Genomic DNA, 19,109 nt, shown 5'->3' with positions numbered 1-19,109 from the left:
GGCTTGCGCACCGGTTATCCTGTTGCAGGGCCTTGCTATGGCATATCAGCGCCTGGCTGCCTTAATTGGTCGGGCCGGGCTTTGACGGGAACGCTGCAGGTCTGCTGCATTGCCGGCATGGCCCTTCAATGTGAGGAACGATGATGAGAAAGCTTCTGATTTCCACGACGGCCCTGTCGGTCGCCATCAGCCCGGTGGGCACCATGCCCGTCCATGCACAGGTGCTGAACGACGATGGCTCTGTGACCGGGCCGGACGGGTCGGTGCTGTGCGTGCCTACGGCCGAGGCGCCCTGCGATCTGGAGGCCATCATCGAATCCCTGAAACAGGCCGAGGCTGCCGCGGCCCAGGCTGCCGCAGAGGCAGAGGCAGAAGCGGCCGCCCGGGCCGCCGAGGAGGCCGCAGCACAGGCCGCCGCCCAGGCGCAGGCCGAGGAAGAAGCCCGTGCTGCGGCCGAGGCGGAAGCCGAAGCGCGTGCTGCGGCAGAAGCGGCGGCGCTGGAAGCCGCCCTGGCCGAGGAACAGGCCCGCGCCGAAGCGGAAGCCGCCAGAGCCGAAGCCGAAGCGGCGGCGCAGGCGGCAGCAGAAGCTGCGGCACAGGCGCAGGCCGAAGCCGAAGCCGCCGCCCGGGCGGCCGAGGAAGCAGCTGCCAAGGCAGAAGCCGAGGCTGCCGCCCAGGCCGCCGCCGAGGCCGAAGCTGCCGCCCAGGCCGAGGCCGCAGCGCAGGCGCAGGCAGAAGCCGAGGCTGCGGCAGCCGCACAGGCCGCCCTGGAAGCCCAGATGCAGGCCGAGGCCGAAGCTGCCGACCGGGCTGCGGCCGAAGCTGCCGCACAGGCGGAAGCAGAGGCCGCCGCACAGGCGGAAGCCCCTGCCGAGGCCGTCGGCGAAGAGATTGTGCCTGAGGCACCGGCCGAAGGGGTGATCGTCGAACAGGCTGCGCCCGAGGCCCCGGCAGAGGAGGCGGTCGTTCAGGAAGCGGCGCCCCAGGCTCCGGCCGAAGAGTCGGTTGTCGAACAGGCGAATTCCGCACCTTCTGACGAGGGGATCGTCAACCCGGCCACTGGCGAGATCATCGATCCGGCAGTCGCGGCGGCCGCGCTGGCGGCGGCCGAGGCCGAACTGAAGACCGACGCGTCGGGGCAGCTCATCGATCCGGCGGCAGGCCTGAAGGTGGCAGAACAGGAACCCCTTGACATTACCCAGGCGGTCGATGCCCCTGTCGTCACCGAGGCCGAGGTTGAAAGCCTGACACAGCTTCTGACCTCAGATCCGACTGCGATCGAACCCGAGGCGATCGCCGCTGCGGCAGCTGTCGCGGCGGCGCCTGCCGAAGGCGCCGCTCAGACGACCGACGGCACTGTGCCCCCGATGCTGGCTCCGGCGGATCCTGCGGCGGTGGTCGCGGCCGTGACCGAAACCATTGCGCCGGATGCCGTGCGCAGCTCGGCCCAGGAATTCGCCGCCCCGCCCGTGGCCCTGTCCGGCGGCAAGAAAAGTGGTCTGTCCGACCTTGAGAAGGCGGGCCTGCTTGTGCTGGGCGCTTTGGCGGTTGGCGCGATCATCAAGTCGGCCAACAACGAACGCGAAGAGCGCCGCGTCGTTTCGAATACCGGAGACCGGGTGATTGTGCTGCGGCCGGATGGCACCTATCAGGTGCTCAAGGACGACGACACCGTGATCCGTCGCCCGGGTTCGACCGTGCGGACAGAAACCTTCAAGGACGGCTCGACCCGCACCATCATCGAACGCGAGGATGGCACTCAGGTCGTGACGATCCGCGACGCGACCGGCCGGGTGCTGCGCCGCGCGACCTATGACCGGCTGGGCCGCGAGATCATCCTGATCGACGATCTGGTCCGCGAAACCCCGGTTGTGGTGCGCGACCTGCCAAAGCCGGGGCGCAGGATCGTGATTTCGCCGAATGACAACGATGCGGCGCTGAAGCGCGAGCTGGCCGCGATAGAAGCGGAGCGGGCAGGTCGTAAGTTCAGCCTGCGCCAGATCCGCGAGATCCCGGAAGTGCGGGCTCTGGCGGCGGTGATTGATGTGCCCAACATCACCTTTGCGACCAATTCCTCGGTCGTGGCGGCCTCGGAAGCACGCAAACTGGCCGATCTGGGCCGGGTGATGCAGCGGCTTCTGGAGGTGAACCCTGGCGAGGTCTTCCTGATCGAAGGCCATACCGACGCCACGGGGCCGGCCGCGCTGAACCTGGCGCTGTCGGATCGGCGGGCGGAATCGGTGGCGCTGGCACTGACCGAATATTTCGGCATTCCGCCCGAGAACATGGTCGTTCAGGGCTATGGTGAAACCGAGCTGCTGATCGACACCCAGGCGAACGAGCCCCGCAATCGTCGGGTCGAGGTGCGGGTCATCACGCCGCTGATGCGCACCGCGCAGCTTCGCTGATCCTGGCCGAACCCGAATGGCGCCGCAGAGAGCCCACTCTGCGGCGCTTCCTTTTCTGCCGGCCCTTGCGCATACTTCGGTCCGAGGAGAACCCGCATGACCCAAGCCGCGCATGACCAGATTCCCGAAGCAGCGCTTGCCTGGCACCGGCAGGGCAAGGGTGCGGCGCTGGCGACCGTCGTGGAAACCTGGGGATCGGCCCCGCGTCAGGCGGGTAGCCAGCTGGCAGTCTCGGGTGCGGGCGAGATGGTCGGCTCGGTCTCGGGCGGCTGTGTCGAAGGGGCGGTGGTGACCGAGGCGTTGGAGGCGCTGGAAGACCGAAAGCCACGCCTTCTGACCTTTGGCGTCAGCGACGAGACCGCCTTTGCCGCGGGACTGGCCTGCGGTGGCACGATCCGCGTGCTGGTAGAGCCGGTGGGCGAAGGGGCCGAGGCCCTGCCCGAATCGCTGCTGGCCGATCTGGTCGCCGCGCGTGCGGCATCCCGCCCCGTGGCGCTGGTCACGCGGCCCGAGGGCTGGTCCCGCGCGCTGGTGGCCCCCGGCCAGGATGCGGCGGTCGATGCACGGCTGAAATCCGACCGCTCGGGGATGGAGGAGGACGGCCGCTTCATTGCCGTTCACAACCCGCCGCTGCGGCTGATCGTGGTGGGTGCGGTGCATATCGCCCAGCCGCTGCTTTCCATCGCGCGCGCCTGCGGCTATGTGCCAACCCTGATCGACCCGCGCGCTGCCTTCGGGTCGCAGACGCGGTTTCCCGGCGAGACGATCCTTGACGACTGGCCCGACGAGGCGTTGGCCCGACTTGCCCCCGATGGTCGTACGGCCATTGTCACCCTGACTCACGACCCCAAGCTGGACGACCCCGCGATCCGCTTTGCCTTGCGTTCGCCCGCCTTCTATCTTGGCTGTCTGGGTTCAAGGAAGACACATGCCAAACGGCTGGATCGCCTTGCCGCGGCGGGTTTCTCGCCTGACGAGATCGCGCGGATCCATGCGCCAGTCGGCCTGGATATCGGCGCCCGGACGCCTGCGGAAATCGCGGTGTCAATCATGGCGCAGATTACCCAGACCCTGCGGACCTGATGTATTTCGGCCCTGTCCCGCTTGCCGTGGCCGAAGGTGCGATCCTCGCCCATCCCGTGGCCGTGCCCGAAGGCCGCCTGCGCAAGGGGTGCAGGCTGGGCCCGGCAGAAATCTCGGCCCTTGCCGCGCTTGGCCTGACCGAGGTCATCGTCGCGCGGCTTGGCCCCGAAGACATGGACGAGGATGAAGCCGCCCTTGCCGTGGCCGAAGCACTGGTGCCCGATCCGGCGGCGGCGGGACTGCGGCTGAAACCGGTAGGCACCGGCCGCGTGAACCTTCATGCCACCGCCGCCGGCGTGGTGGAGGTTCTGCCCAATCTTGTGGATGCGCTGAACGCGGTCGATCCGATGATCACCCTGGCCACCGTGCCGCGATGGCAGCGCGTGGCCGCGGGCGAGATGGTCGCGACAGTGAAGATCATCGCCTACGGTGTGGCGCGCGCTGCCGTGGCGGCAGCTTGCGCCGCCGGTCGCGGAGCGCTGCGGCTTCACCCGGCGCGGCTGTCGTCGGCCATTCTGATCCAGACCGTGACCGGCGCCGATGACGGCAGCAGCGGCCACCGTGCCATCCAGTCGCGGCTTCAGGCGCTGGGGGTTGAGATGTGGCCCAAGCGCCTGGTGCCGCACCGCGAGGTCGATCTTGCCGCAGCCCTGGCCAGTGCTGCAGGGGCGGAGTTGATCCTGCTTCTGACCGCTTCGGCGACCTCTGACCTGAATGATGTCGCACCCGCAGCGCTGCGTCGCGCCGGTGGAAAGGTCGAGCGCTTCGGGATGCCGGTCGATCCGGGAAACCTGCTGTTCCTGGGCAGCCTGGTCGGTCGCCCGGTGATAGGCCTGCCAGGCTGCGCCCGCAGTCCCGCACTGAACGGGGCGGATTGGGTGATGGAGCGGGTAATCTGCGGGGTTCCGGTGACCGGAGCCGACATCGCCGCAATGGGGGTGGGGGGGCTGCTGAAGGAAATTCCGCAGCGCGGCCGGCTGCGCGAGGCGAAATGAAAACGGGGGCAGACTGCCCCCGCACTGCTTCGCACTCAGGCGGCGCGGCTCATTTCGGGGCGACCATCATCACCATCTGACGGCCTTCCAGCTTGGGCATAGACTCGATCTTTCCGGCGTCGCCCACGTCGGCGGCGACCCGGTTCAGCAGTTCCAGCCCAAGTTCCTGGTGCGCCATCTCGCGCCCGCGGAAGCGGAGCGTGACCTTCACCTTGTCGCCTTCCTCCAGGAACTTCAGCACGGAACGCATCTTCACGTCATAGTCATGCTTGTCGGTGCCCGGCCGGAACTTGATTTCCTTGATCTCGATGATCTTCTGCTTCTTGCGCGCTTCGGCCTCGCGCTTCTGCGTCTCGTACTTGAACTTGCCGAAGTCCATGATCTTGCAGACCGGCGGGACGGCATTCGGCGAAATCTCGACGAGGTCAAGTCCGGCCTCCTCGGCCATCTGCAGGGCTCGTGCCGGGGTCACCACACCGACATTTTCGCCATCCGCCCCGATCAGGCGGATTTCCGGGGCGCGGATGCGGTCGTTGATGCGCGGGCCGGTTTCGCGTTGCGGCGGGGCGTTGTGGGGTCTGCGGGCTATGGTGGTGGTCCTTCGTGCTGTTGCGTTGTGCGCGCGCAATCTAGACCCGAGCGCCTCGCCCTGCAACCCGGCAACCCAGTCCAGAAGCCGGATTTTCCGCAGCTTGCAGCCGATTTCCCTGTTCTCGGGCGGGGGCTGCCCTTTCAATTCCGGGTCCAAGCTGCCATATGACCCGCATCCGGGCCAGAGGCTCCGGTCAAAGGAGTATTTGACATGAACAGAACCGTAATCATCGGCGCCATCGTCGTCCTTCTGGCTGCGGGCGGCTATTACCAGTTCAGCTACAAGCCCGCTCAGGAGGCCGCCATGGCCGAAGAGGCGGCTCGCAAGGCCGCAGAAGCCGCGGCAGCCGAAGCTGCCGCCGCCGAAGCTGCCGCTGCCGCCGCTGCTGAAGAGGCTGCAAAAGCTGCCGCTGCCGCGCAGGCCGAGGCCGAGGCCCAGGCTGCCGCCCTGCAGGCGCAGCGCGAAGCCATCAGCAACCTGGCGCAGACCGCGCTGGATCCCAACGCCTTCAATCCCGATCAGGCGCGGGAGATGATCGATCAATCCTGGCTGGAACAGGCCGTGAAAGACCAGCTCAAGACCGCCATTGATGCGGCCGCGACCAATCCGGCTCTGGTGCCGGAGGTGATCGCCCAGGTTCGCGCCGCGCTTGGTCTCTGATCGGAAGCAACCGACGCAACGGCAAAGGGCCGCGGGGATTCCCGCGGCCCTTTTCGTTTTTGTCATCGGCAAGTTGCGGCGAACCTAGATCCCGTCGCCGACGAAAGCCTTTTCCACCACGAATTCCTTCGGATCGCTGTTGGCGCCTTCACGCAGGCCAAAGCCTTCGAGAATCGCTTTAACGTCGATGTTGAAGGCAAGGCTGCCGCAGACCATTGCGCGGTCCTCGGCGGGATTCATCGGCGGCAGGCCGAGATCGGCAAAGACCTTTCCCGAGGCAAGGTTGTCGGTCACCCGCCCCATGTGATGGAAGGGCTCGCGCGTGGTGGTGGGGTAGTAGATCAGCTTGCCGTCCACCATCTCGCCGATCAGCGGGTCATCCTTCAGGCTTTCCACCAGCTGCCGGCCGTATTCCAGCTCGGCCACCTCACGGCAGGTGTGCATCATGATGACCTGATCGTATTTCTCGTAGGTCTCGGGTTCGCGCATGAGGCTCGCGAAGGGGGCGATGCCGGTGCCGGTGGCCAGGAACCAGATCCGCTTGCCGGGCAGAAGCGCATCGTGGACCAGTGTGCCCACGGGCTTTGGGCGCAGGATGATCTCGTCCCCCGGCTTGATGTGCTGGAGCCGGCTGGTCAGCGGGCCGTCGGGCACCTTGATCGAGTAGAACTCCAATTCCTCGTCCCAGGCCGGCGAGGCGATGGAATAGGCCCGCAGCAGGGGTTTGCCCTTGTCGTCCAGAAGCCCGATCATCACGAACTCGCCAGAGCGGAAGCGCAGCGACTTCGGCCGGGTCACGCGGAAGGAAAACAGCCGGTCGGTCCAGTGCTTCACGCTGGTCACGGTCTGGGCATCGGGCAGATGCGGTTTGGCGGCGACGGGGCTTGCTTCGGTCATCAGGCTGATTTCGGTCATGTGGATCGATCCGGCCCTAGACCGGCTTTCTTTTCTTAGCGTTGATTCAGATCAGGCGGAAGTCAGGCGCGCAGCCGCGCCTGATAGTGATGCGCCTGCCAGTCGGCGCGGAAGCGCCATTGCGCCTCGGGCTGGCGCGCGGCGAGTTCGTCGGGGATCTCGGCCCCGTCGAAGCCCACCCGGCGCAGCATCGCATACTGGTCGGCGATCACCGGACCCAGCGCCAGCAGTTGCCCGCGGTAGCCCATCTCGCGCAGGCGGCGGGCAATGGTGAAGGCGCGGCCGTCGTTGAAGGCGGGGAAGGCCACGCGGATCAGGCTCAGCCGGTCGAGATGCCCGGCCAGCGCCGCCGGATCGTCGGTGATCGTCAGGTCCACCGCCGCCTGGTCGGTCAGATCGGCAAGGCCCACGACCTCGCGCTCGGGTGCCGGGGCAAAGCCCGCATCGGTCACGATCACGCTCATGCTGCGTTCTCCTTCGGGGTGCGCACGGCCTTGCCGTTGATGAAATGGATGCCGCATTCGGTCTTGCCCTGGCCCCGCCAGCGCCCGGCGCGGGGATCCTCTCCGGGCTTTACCGGGCTCGTGCAGGGCGCGCAGCCGATCGAGGGATAGCCTTTTGCCACCAGCGGATGCCGGGGCAGGCGGTTTTCGACCATGTATTCCTCGATGTCCTCGCGGCCCCAATGCGCAAGCGGATTGACCTTGATGCGGAAGTCCCCCTCGTTCTCGAAGAAGTCCAGTGTCCCGCGTTCCGCGTTCTGGAACCGCTTGCGCCCGGTGATCCAGCCGTCGAAGGGCGCGAGCGCGCGTTCCAGCGGCTCCACCTTGCGCACGGCGCAGCAGGCGTCGGTGTTGAACTGGTGCAGGGTCCCGTCCGGGTCCTCGAAGCTGACCCGTGCCGGATTGGCTCGAATTGTGCGGATGTCGCAGAGGTTCAGCTTCTCGGCCAGTTCCCGTTGATAATCCAGCGTTTCCTGGAACAGCATCCGGGTGTCGATGAACAGCACCGGCGTTTCCGGAGCGATGACGCTGACCAGATGCAGAAGCACGACCGACTCTGCCCCGAAGGAAGAGACAAGCGCGACCTGGCCCAGGTCTTCGTCCTTCAGTGCATGTTCCAGCACGGCGGTCGCCGAGTGGTGCTTGTAGCGCGCGTTCAGCGCCGCGACACGCTCGGCAACCGGGCCTTCGTGGCGCCCGTCACGCGGCATTCCGTTCCCCTTCGGCCTCGTAGAGTGCGGCCTTGAACGGTTCCATCCCGACCCGGCGGAAGGCTTGCAGGAAGGTTTCCGACGGCTCCAGTCGCAGGTCCAGATAGGCACGCAGGATGCGTTCGATGGCGGGCACGATCTCGTCATAGGCAAAGCCCGGGCCGGTCTTTTCGCCGATAACCGCGTCCTCGGTGCCATCGCCGCCAAGGGTGATCTGGTAATTCTCCACCCCCGCGCGGTCGAGGCCGAGGATGCCGATATGGCCGACATGGTGGTGCCCGCAGGCGTTGATGCAGCCCGAGATCTTGATCTTCAGCGGGCCGATCTCGTGCTCCAGCTTCAGCGCCTCGAAATGGGTGGCCAGTTCCTGCGCCACGGGGATCGAGCGGGCGGTGGCCAGCGCGCAATAGTCCATGCCGGGGCAGGCGATGATGTCGGACAGAAGGCCGACATTGGCGGTGCCGAGTCCGGCCTTGACCAGCGCCGCATGCAGCGCCGGCAGGTCGGACTTATGGACATGCGGCAGGATCACGTTCTGTTCGTGGCTGATCCGCAGGTCGGAATGACCATATCTTTCAGCAAGATCGGCGATGAGCCGCATCTGGTCGCTGGTCGCGTCGCCCGGCGTCTGGCCATGCGCCTTCAGGCTGATGGTGACGATGGCATACTGGTCGTTGCGGTGCCGGGTCAGGTTGGTGTCGGCCCAGGCGCGGAAGACCGGATCGGCCTTGTAGAATGCGTCATAGGCATCGGTCGGCGCGTTGCGGAAGGCAGGGGGCGCGAAGGCCTCGCGGATCTCGGCCAGCAGTTTCCGGTCCGCGCCGCCGAACTGGGCGCGCAGCTCTGCAAAGCGCGCCTCGATCATCTCGGTGATCGCTTCGCGGCCAGTCTCGTGCACGGTGATCTTGATGCGCGCCTTGTACTTGTTGTCGCGGCGGCCGAGCGCGTTGTAGACGCTGAGGATCGCCTCGACATAGGGCAGCAGGTCCGCCTCGGGCAGGAAGTCGCGGACGGTGACGCCGATCATCGGGGTCCGGCCAAGGCCTCCGCCGACGATGACCTCGAAACCGGGCTCGCCCGCCGCGTTGCGGACCATCCGCAGGCCGATGTCATGCGCCTTGGTCACGGCGCGGTCGTTGGGGCTGCCGGTGATGGCAATCTTGAACTTGCGCGGCAGGAACTGGAATTCCGGGTGGTCGGTGGACCATTGCCTCAGAAGTTCGGCGTAGGGGCGGGGGTCGGCAATTTCGTCGGCGGCGGCACCCGCGAAATGGTCGGCGGTGACGTTCCGCACGCAGTTGCCCGAGGTCTGGATCGCGTGCATCTGAACATCGGCCAGTGCCGAAAGGATCGCGGGCACGTCCGGCAGTTTCGGCCAGTTGAACTGGATGTTCTGCCGGGTGGTGAAATGGCCATAGCCCTTGTCCCAGGTGTCGGCGATGTAGGCCAGTTGCCGCATCTGCCGGGGCGAAAGCGAGCCGTAGGGGATCGCCACCCGCAGCATGTAGGCGTGCAGTTGCAGGTAAAGCCCGTTCATCAGGCGGAGCGGGCGGAACTCGTCCTCGGTCAGCGAGCCATCGAGACGGCGCTCGACCTGCTGGCTGAACTGCGCGACGCGGGCGCGGACGAAGGCTTCGTCGAAGTCGGAATAGGAATACATGCCTGCCTCAGTTCGCCAGATCGGCCTGCTTGCCGTGCGGATAGTTGGATGGGCCGCGGGTTCGGAAGACTTCGCGGAAATGGGTGGGTTCGGGCCCGTTCGGGCCGGGACGGGCATCGGCAAGATAGGCCCCGACCACGACCAGCTTCTGGGCATTTGCATGCAGAAGCCGCATCTGGGCATGGGCCTCGTCCTCGATCAGCTCGGCCTCGTGGTGGAACGGCGACCAGCGGTCATCTGCGGTCAGATAGACGACATCGCCTTCGCGCAGCAGGTTCGCGGTGACAACCTTGGGGGTGAAGCGGCGGCTCATCAGGGGCCTCGGGAACTGAAAACCTGCCCGGAATATAGAATAAATTCCCTCTTGGGGACCAGATACCCTTGCAGATAAGGACATCTGTTCCGATAATCCACAAAATGATGGCGTGTGTTCCGGGAATGGGAGGAAATCAGGGATGAGTGCCGCGCTGGACGATCTGGACCGGAAAATCCTGTCCGAACTTCAGGCTGATGCCGAGCAGTCGCTAGACGAGATCGCCCGCAAGGTGGGCTCGTCCAAGACGCCCGTCTGGAACCGGATCCGCAAGATGCGCGAACAGGGGGTAATCACCCGCACCACGGCAATCCTCGACCCCGAGTCGCTGGGGCTCGAGGCCTGTTTCTTCGTCCTGATCCGCACCTCCGAGCACGAGGCCGAATGGCAGCGCAAGTTCCTGAAGGCGCTGAAGGAACGCCCCGAAGTGCTGGAGGCACACCGGCTGGCTGGGGACATCGACTATATCCTGAAGGTGCGGGTGAAGAACGCACGGGCCTATGACACCTTCTATCAGGCGCTCATTTCCGAAGTGAAGATCTACAACGTGACTGCTCTGCTGAGCATGGAGGAGATCAAGTCAACCACCGTGCTGCCCATATAACCGGTGCGGGGGACGGGCGCGCCGTCGGCGCAGATCCTGTTTGTCGCTTCTGGCCGTTCCGGCCAACCGGCTTGTGCGGCGGGAGTTTCACACCCCCGCACCCCCCGTGGGATACGTGGGATATTTGTGCAGAGAGGAAGGGGCCTTCCTGTCCGCACAGATATCCCGGTGAGCGCGAGGTGGCAGCACCCGTCGTTCCAGATGAGGAGGCGCAGGCCGACGACAAGACGCATGGCTTGCGGCGCAAGCCGCGCAATCAGGTCAGCGCCGGACGCGCAGCGCACGAAGGCCGTGGAAGTGATAGACGTCGGCATATTCCGGCTTCCCGGTCAGACGCAGGCCGGGATGGCGCGCGAAAAGGATTGGCAGGGCAATTTGCAGTTCAAGCCGGGCGAGGGGGGCACCGACGCAGAAATGCAGACCCGCGCCGAAGCTGACATGTGGTCTGACCGGTCTTGCGGGCAGAAAGCGATCGGGGCTGTCCCATGCCCCGGGGTCGCGGTTTGCGGCTGCAAGCAGCAGGCCTACCTGGTCGCCACGGCGGAATGTGTGGCCCATGACCTCGACATCCTCGTAGGCCCAGCGGGTGAACATGTGCAGCGCCGGGTCGAAGCGCAGGATTTCCTCGACCGTTCCTTCCACCGCGTCCGGCCCCAGTGCCGAAGCCGGTGTGCCGGTTTCCAGCAGCACCTTCACCCCGTTGCCGATGGTGTGGACGGTCGCCTCGTGGCCGGCGTTCAACAGCAGGATGCAGGTGGTGATCAGCTCGTCCGTTGTCAGCTTTTCGCCCTCCATCTCGGCGGCGATCAGCTGGGTGATCAGGTCGTCGGCCGGCCGGGCGCGGCGCTGTTCGACATAGCCGCGCAGGAAGGCGACGAAATCTACGGTCGCGGCCACGGCGCGGTCCTCCATCTCGCGGGTGCGGCCGGCCATGTACATGCCGACCATCGCGTTCGACCAGCGCAGCAGGTCGGGAGCCATGGCCTCTGGCACACCCAGGAGACGCGCGATGATGCGAACGGGCAGCGGCTGGGCGAAGGCTTGCAGAAGGTCGAACTCGCCCTCCGGGAAGGCATCGCCAAGCTCGTGCGCAAGGGCCGCGATCTCGGGCCCAAGGCCGGCGATCCGGCGCGAGGTAAAGGCGCGCAGGACGAGGTTGCGCAGACGGGTATGGCGGGGAGGCTCGAGTTCCAGCATGGAATGGGCCTCGACCGCGTAGAAGGGGGCGAGATGCGGCGGGATCGGCTGCTGCTTTTCCGGGGGCACTTCGCGGCCAAACCGGCGGTCGCGGAAGATCGCGTTCACGGCGGCCGCATTGCCGGTACAGACCAGACTGTAGTCCTGCCAGTGGAAGAAGGGCCCGGCAGCGCGGGCGCGTTCGTAGAACGGGTAGGGGTTCTGGACGAAGGCGGGGTCGGTCGGGGATTGCGTCAGTGTCTGCATCAGGGGGCTCCGGTCGTGGTCCAGCGCTGGCCGATCAGTCCCTGGGCTATCAGTGCACCGGCAACGACGATGCCGGCGCCCAGCGTCTGCAACCAGTTCCACGGGCCGCCCAGCAGGAAGACGATCAGCATGGTATAGAAGGGCACCGCGTTCATGTGCATCGAGGCGGCGCCAATGCCGATCCGGCCGACCGAGACGATCCACAGAAGTTGGCTGATCGCCATGGAGCCGATACCGAAGATCGCAAGGCCGGCAAATTCTGCCGGACCGATCGCCTGCCACTGGGGCCAGTTGTCGCGCAACAGCCCATCCCCCAGCGCCGCAATCAGCGCCACCACGGCGCAGCCGGCCACCGTCACCGTGCTGCGGCCAAGAGGCGAAAGGTCCGGCAGGGCCTTCACCGTCTCGCGCGAGCCCCAAGTGTAGCACAGGACCGACGCCAGCGCGGCCAGAACGCCGATGCTGAAATCAAGGTTGCCCTCGGTGCCCGAGACCGCGATCAGCCCGCCCGCGACCGAGAGCAGCAGCCCCAGGGCAAGCGCCCGGGTAAAGGGGCGCCTGTCTGCCAGGCATTCCAGCAGGATGCCGGCGACGGGCATCACGGCCGTCACGATGGCCACGGTGACCGGATCGTTGAACTGCAGCGCGATGATGACGAAGAAGGATGCAAGGCCCAGGGTGACGAAGCCCACCCAGGCGCCGGTTCGCCAATCGGCCCGCAGAACCGTGTTGCGGCCCTCCCACAGCCACCAGACCGGCAGCAGGACCAGCGCGGCCAGCGTCGCCCGCCCCGCGGTCAGCGCGATGGGCGGCATGTGCGGGATGATCAGGTTCGCTGCAGGCAGGCCCGCGGCCCAGATTGCCATCGAGGCCAGACAGATTAGGTTCGCGGCAAGAAGCGCGCGTTGCGCGCCGGGGGAAATGGCGGTCATCGGCACAGGCTATCCTCGGGTGCGGTGCGGGCTGATCTGTCCGCGACGCGCGGATGTCGTCAGGCGGACAGGGCCGCGACAATCGCACCGAAATCGGCGGCTTTCAGACTTGCGCCCCCGACCAATGCGCCATCGACATGCGGAACGGCAAAGATATCCGAAGCGTTCGAGGGCTTGACCGAACCGCCGTACAGCAGACGCACCCCTGCAGCCTCATTCCCGATCAGGCCTGCCAGGCGGTTGCGCAGGAAGGCGTGAACCTCGGCAATCTCGTCCAGTGTCGGCGTGCGGCCTGTGCCGATGGCCCAGACCGGTTCGTAGGCGATGACCAGATTCGCCGCCGTCGCGCCCGTGGGGAACGACCCGTCAAGCTGACCCCCGATCACGTCGAGCGTTCGGCCCGCATCGCGTTCGGCCTCGGTCTCGCCGATGCAGACGATTGCGGTCAGCCCTGCCGCAAGGGCGGCCTCGGCCTTGGCTTTCACCAGGGCATCAGTCTCGCCATGGTCGGTGCGGCGTTCGGAATGGCCAAGGATCACATGGCTTGCCCCCGCATCGGCCAGCATGGCAGCCGAGATGTCGCCAGTATGTGCGCCTGAAGCCTTCGGGTGACAGTCCTGCCCTCCGACCTTCAGCGCGCTGCCCCGCGCCATGTCGGCCATGCGGGAGATCAGTGTGGCAGGAGGGCACAGAAGCATCTCACAGGCGGGTGCGGGATGAGTGGCAATCAGCGTTCGCACCTCGCCCAGGGCGGCCGCAGTCCCGTTCATCTTCCAGTTCCCGGCGGCGAGCTTCTTCATCGCATGATTCCCCTGTTGCCTTGCACGGGCCTGACCCGCGCGGCGACAGGAAAAGCCCATCGGGGCCGGCAGGGTCAAGGGGTCAGGCGGCCGAAGTGTCGCGGAACTTGATCGACTCGCCGCAGCCACAGGCCTCGACCACGTTCGGATTGCGGAAGGTGAACTTCGATTCCAGCAATGACGTCTCGTAGTCGATCTCGGTCCCGATCAGGAACATCTGCGCCATGGGTGCGATCATCACACGGGCGCCGTCCTGTTCGACCACCTCATCCAGCGGATTGATCGTGTCGGCATATTCCATCGTGTATTCCATGCCCGCGCAGCCGCCCTTCTTCACGCCGATGCGCAGACCCTTGTGACCGTCTCGCTGCATGAGGCGCGCGATCTGGCGGCGGGCTGCGGGGGTCAGGGTGACGGCGGCTTTTCCGGGAATGCCGAACATCTCAGATCCTTTCGATGATCCCGGAAGGTAATCCCGCCGGGGCAACCGTTCAAGGCCGCGTCACATGAAGCCCAGTTCCAGCCGCGCCTCGTCGGACATCATGTCCATGCCCCAGGGCGGGTCGAAGGTCATGTGCACATCGACCTGCTTGACGCCCGGCAGGGGTTCCACCGCATCGGCAACCCAGCCCGGCATTTCGCCCGCAACCGGACAGCCTGGGGCGGTCAGGGTCATGGTGATGTCCACCTCGTTCTCCGGGCTGATCTCGATCGTGTATACAAGACCCAGGTCGAAGATGTTCACCGGAATTTCCGGGTCGAACACGGTCCGGCAGGCTTCAACGATCTGCGGATACAGCGGATGGTCGGTGGTAGAGGGCTTGATCAGCGGCTTGCCCTCGATCTGGTCCTGCATCGTCCTCGCCCCGTCATGGGTTGTTGAGCGATTATATAGGGAATCGCCCCGTCGAGGTCCAGAGCCTGCCTAGAACGGGATTTCGTCGTCCATGTCGGACCGTCCCCCACCGCCTGCGGGACCGCCGAAATCACTGCGCCCGCCCTGCGATCCGCCGCCATAACCGCCGCTGCCGCCCTCGTCATAACCACCGCGGTCGTCGTATCCGCCGCCAGAGCCACCCCCTTCGCCACGGCCGCCCAACAGCGTAAGGTTCCCGGAATACGGGCGCAGAACGATTTCGGTCGTATATCTGTCCTGGCCGGACTGGTCCTGCCATTTCCGCGTTTCAAGCTGACCCTCGATATAGACGGTGCTGCCCTTGCGCAGATACTGTTCGGCGATCTTTCCCAGCGCCTCGTTGTAGATCGCGACCGAATGCCATTCGGTACGTTCCTTACGCTCGCCCGTGTTGCGGTCGCGCCAAGTTTCCGATGTTGCGATGCGCAGGTTGACCACCTTGCCGCCGTTCTGGAAGCTGCGCACCTCGGGGTCGCGGCCGAGGTTGCCGATGAGTATGACCTTGTTGACCGACCCCGCCATGCGATTCTCCCTGATCCGGCTTGCCACGGTCAGTGTCGCCGCAGCCTGGTTAACGAACCTATACCGACGCCAGAGGCGGCTGCAACTCGGCTTGCGTCGGTCCGTTTGCGTTGCGGGCGGCACAAGGCATCCGCATCTTCGGCCACCCGGGCGGATTCGCGGCTGGAAAAGTCTGGACAAGTCGCTATAGTCGGCAGGTCTGCAACTTGACGGGAACGGGCTCGTGAAGGGTTTCGGAACATCATTGGTCATGATCGCAGCAATTGGCGCCCTTGGGGGGGATCTCTTTGCCGCAAGAGCCGAGGGTCTGAAGCTTACCAGCTCGACCAAGTCGCGAAGCGCGATCTTCGAATCGCAGGCCAGGCTGATCGACGAGAGGCTTTCGAAACAATACAGCGGGTCGGTCAGGCTGACGCCTAACTACAAGAAGGGCGACGCCGTGGCCGCCGGAGAGGCGGTGCCGAAATTCCGCGGCAGCTACAAGGGCAAGTACCTGGAGGTCGCAAAGGCCGCCGCGCGCAAGCATGGCGTGCCCGAGGATCTGTTCCTGCGGCTTGTCCAGCAGGAATCGGGCTGGAACCCGTCGGCAGTAAGCCACAAGGGGGCGACCGGTCTTGCGCAGCTGATGCCGGGCACGGCACAGAAACTGGGTGTCGATATTGATGATCCGCACCAGAATCTTGAAGGCGGCGCGCGCTATCTGCGGATGATGTATGACCGCTTCGGCAGCTGGCGCCTGGCTCTGGCGGCATACAATGCGGGCCCCGGGGCGGTGGAACGCCACGATGGCATTCCGCCTTACGCCGAGACAGAGAATTACGTGAAGGCGATCCTGGGCTAGGCAGCATCCAGCTGGCGATCCGGTGGGCGCAGGTTGGATTGCCGCGCCGGTGCGCCGGCATGTCGCGCTTGGCGCTTGAGTTTCGTGCGCGCCGCAACGCAGAGGCGACGTTGTCCCTTGCCCGCCAGGCCTTGCCACAGACCCATCCGCCTTGGCGCAGCGACCAACGCCGCCAGACGGCCCGGCGCCCTTGGCGGTCTCTGTGCGCGAGACATTTCAGGACGCACCGCACGTCCCGCCGAATTCGGAATGGTGTTATCGGAATGACGGGACCCTGCCAGACGACGTGCCTTGCCTTGCCTTCTTGCAAATGCTTCTCATTTACAGTCTAGTATTGCAAGAGGAACCCGATGCCCAAGCCCCGTCTTGCCCTGATCGCCGCCCTGGCCCTTGCCGCCCTGCCGGCCAGGGCCGAGGACCGCCTGAAGGTCGTCACCACCTTCACCGTCATCGCCGACATGGCACGCAACGTCGCGGGTGAGGCTGTCGAGGTCGTCTCGATCACCAAGCCCGGGGCCGAAATCCACGGATATGAACCCACCCCGCGCGACATCGTGGGGGCCTCGGACGCCGATCTGGTCTTGTGGAACGGGCTGGGGTTGGAACGCTGGTTCGAGCAGTTCCTGAAAAACCTGGGCGAGGTGCCGTCGGCCACGCTGAGCGACGGGATCACGCCGATCCCGATATCTGCTGGCGACCACGAGGGCCGCGCGAACCCCCATGCCTGGATGAGCGTGGATAACGCGCTGATCTATGTGGACAACATCGAGAAAGCCCTGTCCGCCGTCGATCCTGCCAATGCGAGCACCTATGCCGCAAATGCCCGGGCCTACAAGGCCCGGCTGCGCGACGTGCTCGAGCCGCTCAGGGCACAGATCGCCGCCCTGCCGGAAGACCGCCGCTGGCTTGTCACCTGCGAGGGCGCCTTCAGCTATCTCGCCCGCGATCTGGGGCTGAAGGAGCTTTACCTCTGGCCGATCAACGCCGACCAGCAGGGCACGCCGCGCCAGGTGCAGGCGGTGATCGACGGGGTGCGCAAGCATGCCATTCCTGCCGTATTCTGCGAAAGCACCATCTCTCCCGCACCCGCCGAACAGGTTGCACGCGAGACCGGCGCAGCTTTCGGTGGCGTTCTTCATGTGGACAGCCTCTCGGCCGCAGATGGTCCGGTCCCGACCTACCTGGATCTTCTGCGGGTTACCACCGAAACCATCGTCCGGGGGCTGACAGCGGCGGAATGAGGCACCGATGCGCGATGTGATGGCAGAAACGACGACAGAGGGGATCCTCGCCGAACGGGTGACGGTAGCCTACCGCAATGGTGTGACCGCTCTGACTGATGCCAGCTTTTCCGTTCCGCAGGGGTCGATTGCCGCGCTGGTCGGGGTGAACGGGGCCGGAAAATCGACGCTGTTCAAGGCGATCATGGGCTTTGTGCCCCTGTCGCGTGGGCGCATCCGGCTGATGGGACTGCCGGTCGCGCGGGCGTTGCGGCAAAATCTGGTCGCCTATGTGCCACAGGCAGAAGAGGTGGACTGGTCCTTCCCGGTGCTGGTCGAGGATGTGGTGATGATGGGCCGTTACGGGCACATGGGCCTGCTGCGCCGCCCCTCGGCGACCGACAGGACAAAGGTGGACGAGGCGCTGGCGCGCGTCGGCCTTTCCGACCTGCGCCATCGCCAGATCGGAGAGCTGTCGGGCGGGCAGAGGAAGCGGGTCTTCCTTGCCCGTGCGCTGGCGCAGGAAAGCCGGATCATCCTGCTGGACGAACCTTTCACCGGCGTTGATGTCACCACCGAAAGCCAGATCGTCGCCCTGCTGCGCGACCTGCGGGACGAGGGGCATGTCATGCTGGTCTCGACCCACAATCTGGGCTCGGTGCCGGATTTCTGCGACCGGACGATCCTGGTCAAGGGTACGGTGCTTGCCCATGGCCCGACCGAAAGCGTTTTCACGCGCGAGAACCTTGAAAGGGCGTTCGGCGGCGTCCTGCGGCGCTATACGCTGGGCGGGACCGACCTGCACGAGGACGACGATGCTCGCGAGGTCAGCATCCTGACCGATGACGAACGCCCCTTCGTCCAGTATGGCCGGAAGGCGGGTGCATGAAGGCCGCATTGCGCCTTTGCCCCCCACGCCGTGGAAGGGAGAGGGGATGCACACACGCCAGGCCCGTTGCTCCAGTGCCGGGCCGGCGTTTCTGCTACCTTGCGATCCGGGAAAGGGTGGCACGCGCCATTCGTCCGAACGGAAGGGTCTGACGATGCTTGAACCCTTTGCCTACGGCTACATGACCAATGCGATGTGGGTGGCGGCCCTGGTCGGCGGGGTCTGCGGCTTTCTATCCGCCTATCTGATGCTGAAGGGCTGGTCCCTGATTGGCGACGCCCTTTCCCATTCGGTCGTGCCGGGCGTTGCGGGGGCCTACATCCTGGGCCTGCCATTTGCCCTTGGCGCCTTCCTTTCGGGCGGACTGGCAGCCGGGGCGATGCTGTTCCTGTCCTCCCGTTCGGGGTTGAAGACCGATACGGTGATCGGGCTGATCTTCACCGGCTTCTTCGGGCTTGGCCTGTTCCTGATCTCTGTCTTTCCGACATCGGTCTCGGTTCAGACCATCGTGATGGGCAACATCCTTTCGATCTCGCCGGCGGATACGGTGCAGCTGGTGCTGATCGGGGGAGTCTCGGCCGCCGTCCTTCTGGTCCTGTGGAAGGATCTGATGGTCACCTTCTTCGACGAGGCCCATGCCCGCACCATCGGCTTGCGCCCGGGCCTTCTGAAGGTGGTGTTCTTCACCCTGCTTTCCGCAGCGACCGTGGCCGCGATGCAGACGGTGGGGGCTTTCCTGGTCGTCGCCATGGTCGTGACGCCTGGTGCCACCGCCTATCTTCTGACTGACCGCTTCCCGCGCCTGCTGGCATTCTCCGCCGGAATCGGCGCCGCCACCGGCTTTGCCGGGGCCTACGCCAGCTATTTCCTCGACGGGGCCACCGGGGGCGTGATCGTGCTGTTGCAGGCTGCGCTTTTCGGCCTGGCTTTCGTGCTTGCACCGAAACACGGGCTGCTGGCCGCCCGCGCGCGGGGGAGGGCTGCGTAATGCGGAAGTCAAGCAGCTTTGAAGAGAGGATCGTAGGTCTTTCGGCGCTGGATCATGGTCCAGAGCACGGAGACGCGTCGGCGTGCGAGAGCGATGAGCGCCTGGGTGTGGTGTT

The 19,109-nt window shown here is 65.8% G+C and carries 21 protein-coding genes; 9 read left to right on the top strand and 12 right to left on the bottom strand.

Annotated elements, in window-relative coordinates; genetic code table 11:
* The first annotated feature begins 140 nt into the window (after positions 1-140).
* The 3 genes from EYB42_RS00105 to EYB42_RS00095 all read left to right on the top strand — a co-directional run bounded on the left by EYB42_RS00105 (position 141) and on the right by EYB42_RS00095 (position 4,486).
* Entirely contained in the window at positions 141-2,408 is a 2,268-nt protein-coding gene (locus EYB42_RS00105; protein WP_135446885.1) for an OmpA family protein, read from the top strand.
* 96 nt (positions 2,409-2,504) lie between these two features.
* A complete protein-coding gene (locus tag EYB42_RS00100; protein ID WP_135446883.1) occupies positions 2,505-3,491 on the top strand; it encodes an XdhC family protein in 987 nt (328 codons plus the stop codon).
* Complete coding sequence (locus EYB42_RS00095; protein ID WP_135446881.1) at positions 3,491-4,486, top strand: molybdopterin-binding protein; 996 nt, start codon at positions 3,491-3,493, stop codon at positions 4,484-4,486. Before EYB42_RS00100 ends, EYB42_RS00095 begins: the two co-directional genes overlap by 1 nt.
* A 49-nt stretch (positions 4,487-4,535) precedes the next feature.
* Here the strand turns inward: EYB42_RS00095 and infC are convergent, their stop codons facing one another.
* On the bottom strand, positions 4,536-5,222 hold the full coding sequence (infC, locus tag EYB42_RS00090) for a translation initiation factor IF-3 (RefSeq protein ID WP_240783894.1): 687 nt from the start codon (positions 5,220-5,222) through the stop codon (positions 4,536-4,538).
* Between the two features lie 66 nt (positions 5,223-5,288).
* Between infC and EYB42_RS00085 the strand changes: the two genes are divergently transcribed.
* Entirely contained in the window at positions 5,289-5,738 is a 450-nt protein-coding gene (locus EYB42_RS00085) for a hypothetical protein (RefSeq protein WP_135446879.1), read from the top strand.
* 84 nt (positions 5,739-5,822) lie between these two features.
* On the opposite strand, the gene EYB42_RS00080 is transcribed toward EYB42_RS00085, so the two are convergent.
* From EYB42_RS00080 to EYB42_RS00060, 5 genes are all read right to left on the bottom strand, one after another.
* Positions 5,823-6,653 carry a ferredoxin--NADP reductase gene (locus EYB42_RS00080; RefSeq protein ID WP_135446877.1) on the bottom strand — a complete coding sequence of 277 codons (831 nt, stop codon included), beginning with the start codon at positions 6,651-6,653 and terminating at the stop codon, positions 5,823-5,825.
* A 62-nt stretch (positions 6,654-6,715) separates the two neighbouring features.
* Positions 6,716-7,117 (bottom strand): DUF934 domain-containing protein, encoded by a 402-nt coding sequence (locus EYB42_RS00075; protein WP_135446874.1) that lies wholly within the window; start codon positions 7,115-7,117, stop codon positions 6,716-6,718.
* On the bottom strand, positions 7,114-7,866 hold the full coding sequence (locus tag EYB42_RS00070; RefSeq protein ID WP_135446873.1) for a phosphoadenylyl-sulfate reductase: 753 nt from the start codon (positions 7,864-7,866) through the stop codon (positions 7,114-7,116). Before EYB42_RS00070 ends, EYB42_RS00075 begins: the two co-directional genes overlap by 4 nt.
* A complete protein-coding gene (locus tag EYB42_RS00065) occupies positions 7,856-9,526 on the bottom strand; it encodes a nitrite/sulfite reductase (RefSeq protein ID WP_135446870.1) in 1,671 nt (556 codons plus the stop codon). The genes EYB42_RS00070 and EYB42_RS00065 overlap by 11 nt, the downstream gene beginning before the upstream one ends.
* Positions 9,527-9,533: 7 nt before the next feature.
* Positions 9,534-9,839: a DUF2849 domain-containing protein gene (locus EYB42_RS00060; protein ID WP_135446868.1), complete on the bottom strand. Its 306-nt coding sequence runs from the start codon at positions 9,837-9,839 to the stop codon at positions 9,534-9,536.
* A gap of 142 nt (positions 9,840-9,981) precedes the next feature.
* Here EYB42_RS00060 and EYB42_RS00055 point away from each other — a divergent pair, with 142 nt between their 5' ends.
* Complete coding sequence (locus EYB42_RS00055) at positions 9,982-10,443, top strand: Lrp/AsnC family transcriptional regulator (protein WP_135446866.1); 462 nt, start codon at positions 9,982-9,984, stop codon at positions 10,441-10,443.
* 261 nt (positions 10,444-10,704) lie between these two features.
* On the opposite strand, the gene EYB42_RS00050 is transcribed toward EYB42_RS00055, so the two are convergent.
* From EYB42_RS00050 to ssb, 6 genes are all read right to left on the bottom strand, one after another.
* On the bottom strand, positions 10,705-11,886 hold the full coding sequence (locus EYB42_RS00050; protein WP_135446864.1) for a cytochrome P450: 1,182 nt from the start codon (positions 11,884-11,886) through the stop codon (positions 10,705-10,707).
* Positions 11,886-12,818: a DMT family transporter gene (locus tag EYB42_RS00045; protein WP_135446862.1), complete on the bottom strand. Its 933-nt coding sequence runs from the start codon at positions 12,816-12,818 to the stop codon at positions 11,886-11,888. Before EYB42_RS00045 ends, EYB42_RS00050 begins: the two co-directional genes overlap by 1 nt.
* A gap of 59 nt (positions 12,819-12,877) precedes the next feature.
* The gene (tpiA, locus tag EYB42_RS00040; protein WP_135446860.1) at positions 12,878-13,618 is read right to left on the bottom strand and encodes a triose-phosphate isomerase; all 741 of its coding nucleotides are present in this window, start codon (positions 13,616-13,618) and stop codon (positions 12,878-12,880) included.
* A gap of 82 nt (positions 13,619-13,700) precedes the next feature.
* The gene (locus EYB42_RS00035; RefSeq protein ID WP_135446858.1) at positions 13,701-14,060 is read right to left on the bottom strand and encodes a HesB/IscA family protein; all 360 of its coding nucleotides are present in this window, start codon (positions 14,058-14,060) and stop codon (positions 13,701-13,703) included.
* 60 nt (positions 14,061-14,120) lie between these two features.
* Positions 14,121-14,474 carry an SUF system Fe-S cluster assembly protein gene (locus EYB42_RS00030; protein ID WP_135446856.1) on the bottom strand — a complete coding sequence of 118 codons (354 nt, stop codon included), beginning with the start codon at positions 14,472-14,474 and terminating at the stop codon, positions 14,121-14,123.
* 69 nt (positions 14,475-14,543) lie between these two features.
* Entirely contained in the window at positions 14,544-15,056 is a 513-nt protein-coding gene (ssb, locus tag EYB42_RS00025; protein WP_135446853.1) for a single-stranded DNA-binding protein, read from the bottom strand.
* A gap of 250 nt (positions 15,057-15,306) precedes the next feature.
* Here ssb and EYB42_RS00020 point away from each other — a divergent pair, with 250 nt between their 5' ends.
* The 4 genes from EYB42_RS00020 to EYB42_RS00005 all read left to right on the top strand — a co-directional run bounded on the left by EYB42_RS00020 (position 15,307) and on the right by EYB42_RS00005 (position 18,994).
* Positions 15,307-15,897, top strand: a complete 591-nt coding sequence (locus EYB42_RS00020) for a lytic transglycosylase domain-containing protein (protein ID WP_135446851.1) — start codon at positions 15,307-15,309, stop codon at positions 15,895-15,897.
* Between the two features lie 350 nt (positions 15,898-16,247).
* Positions 16,248-17,138, top strand: coding sequence for a metal ABC transporter substrate-binding protein (locus EYB42_RS00015; protein WP_135446849.1), 891 nt, complete (start codon positions 16,248-16,250; stop codon positions 17,136-17,138).
* Between the two features lie 7 nt (positions 17,139-17,145).
* A complete protein-coding gene (locus tag EYB42_RS00010) occupies positions 17,146-18,006 on the top strand; it encodes a manganese/iron ABC transporter ATP-binding protein (protein ID WP_135446847.1) in 861 nt (286 codons plus the stop codon).
* 154 nt (positions 18,007-18,160) lie between these two features.
* Positions 18,161-18,994: a metal ABC transporter permease gene (locus EYB42_RS00005; RefSeq protein ID WP_135446845.1), complete on the top strand. Its 834-nt coding sequence runs from the start codon at positions 18,161-18,163 to the stop codon at positions 18,992-18,994.
* Positions 18,995-19,109 lie beyond the last annotated feature (115 nt).

It is taken from the genome of Tabrizicola caldifontis (assembly GCF_004762095.1).
Taxonomy (GTDB): domain Bacteria; phylum Pseudomonadota; class Alphaproteobacteria; order Rhodobacterales; family Rhodobacteraceae; genus Tabrizicola; species Tabrizicola caldifontis.
This window is presented reverse-complemented; position numbering and strand designations above follow the sequence as displayed.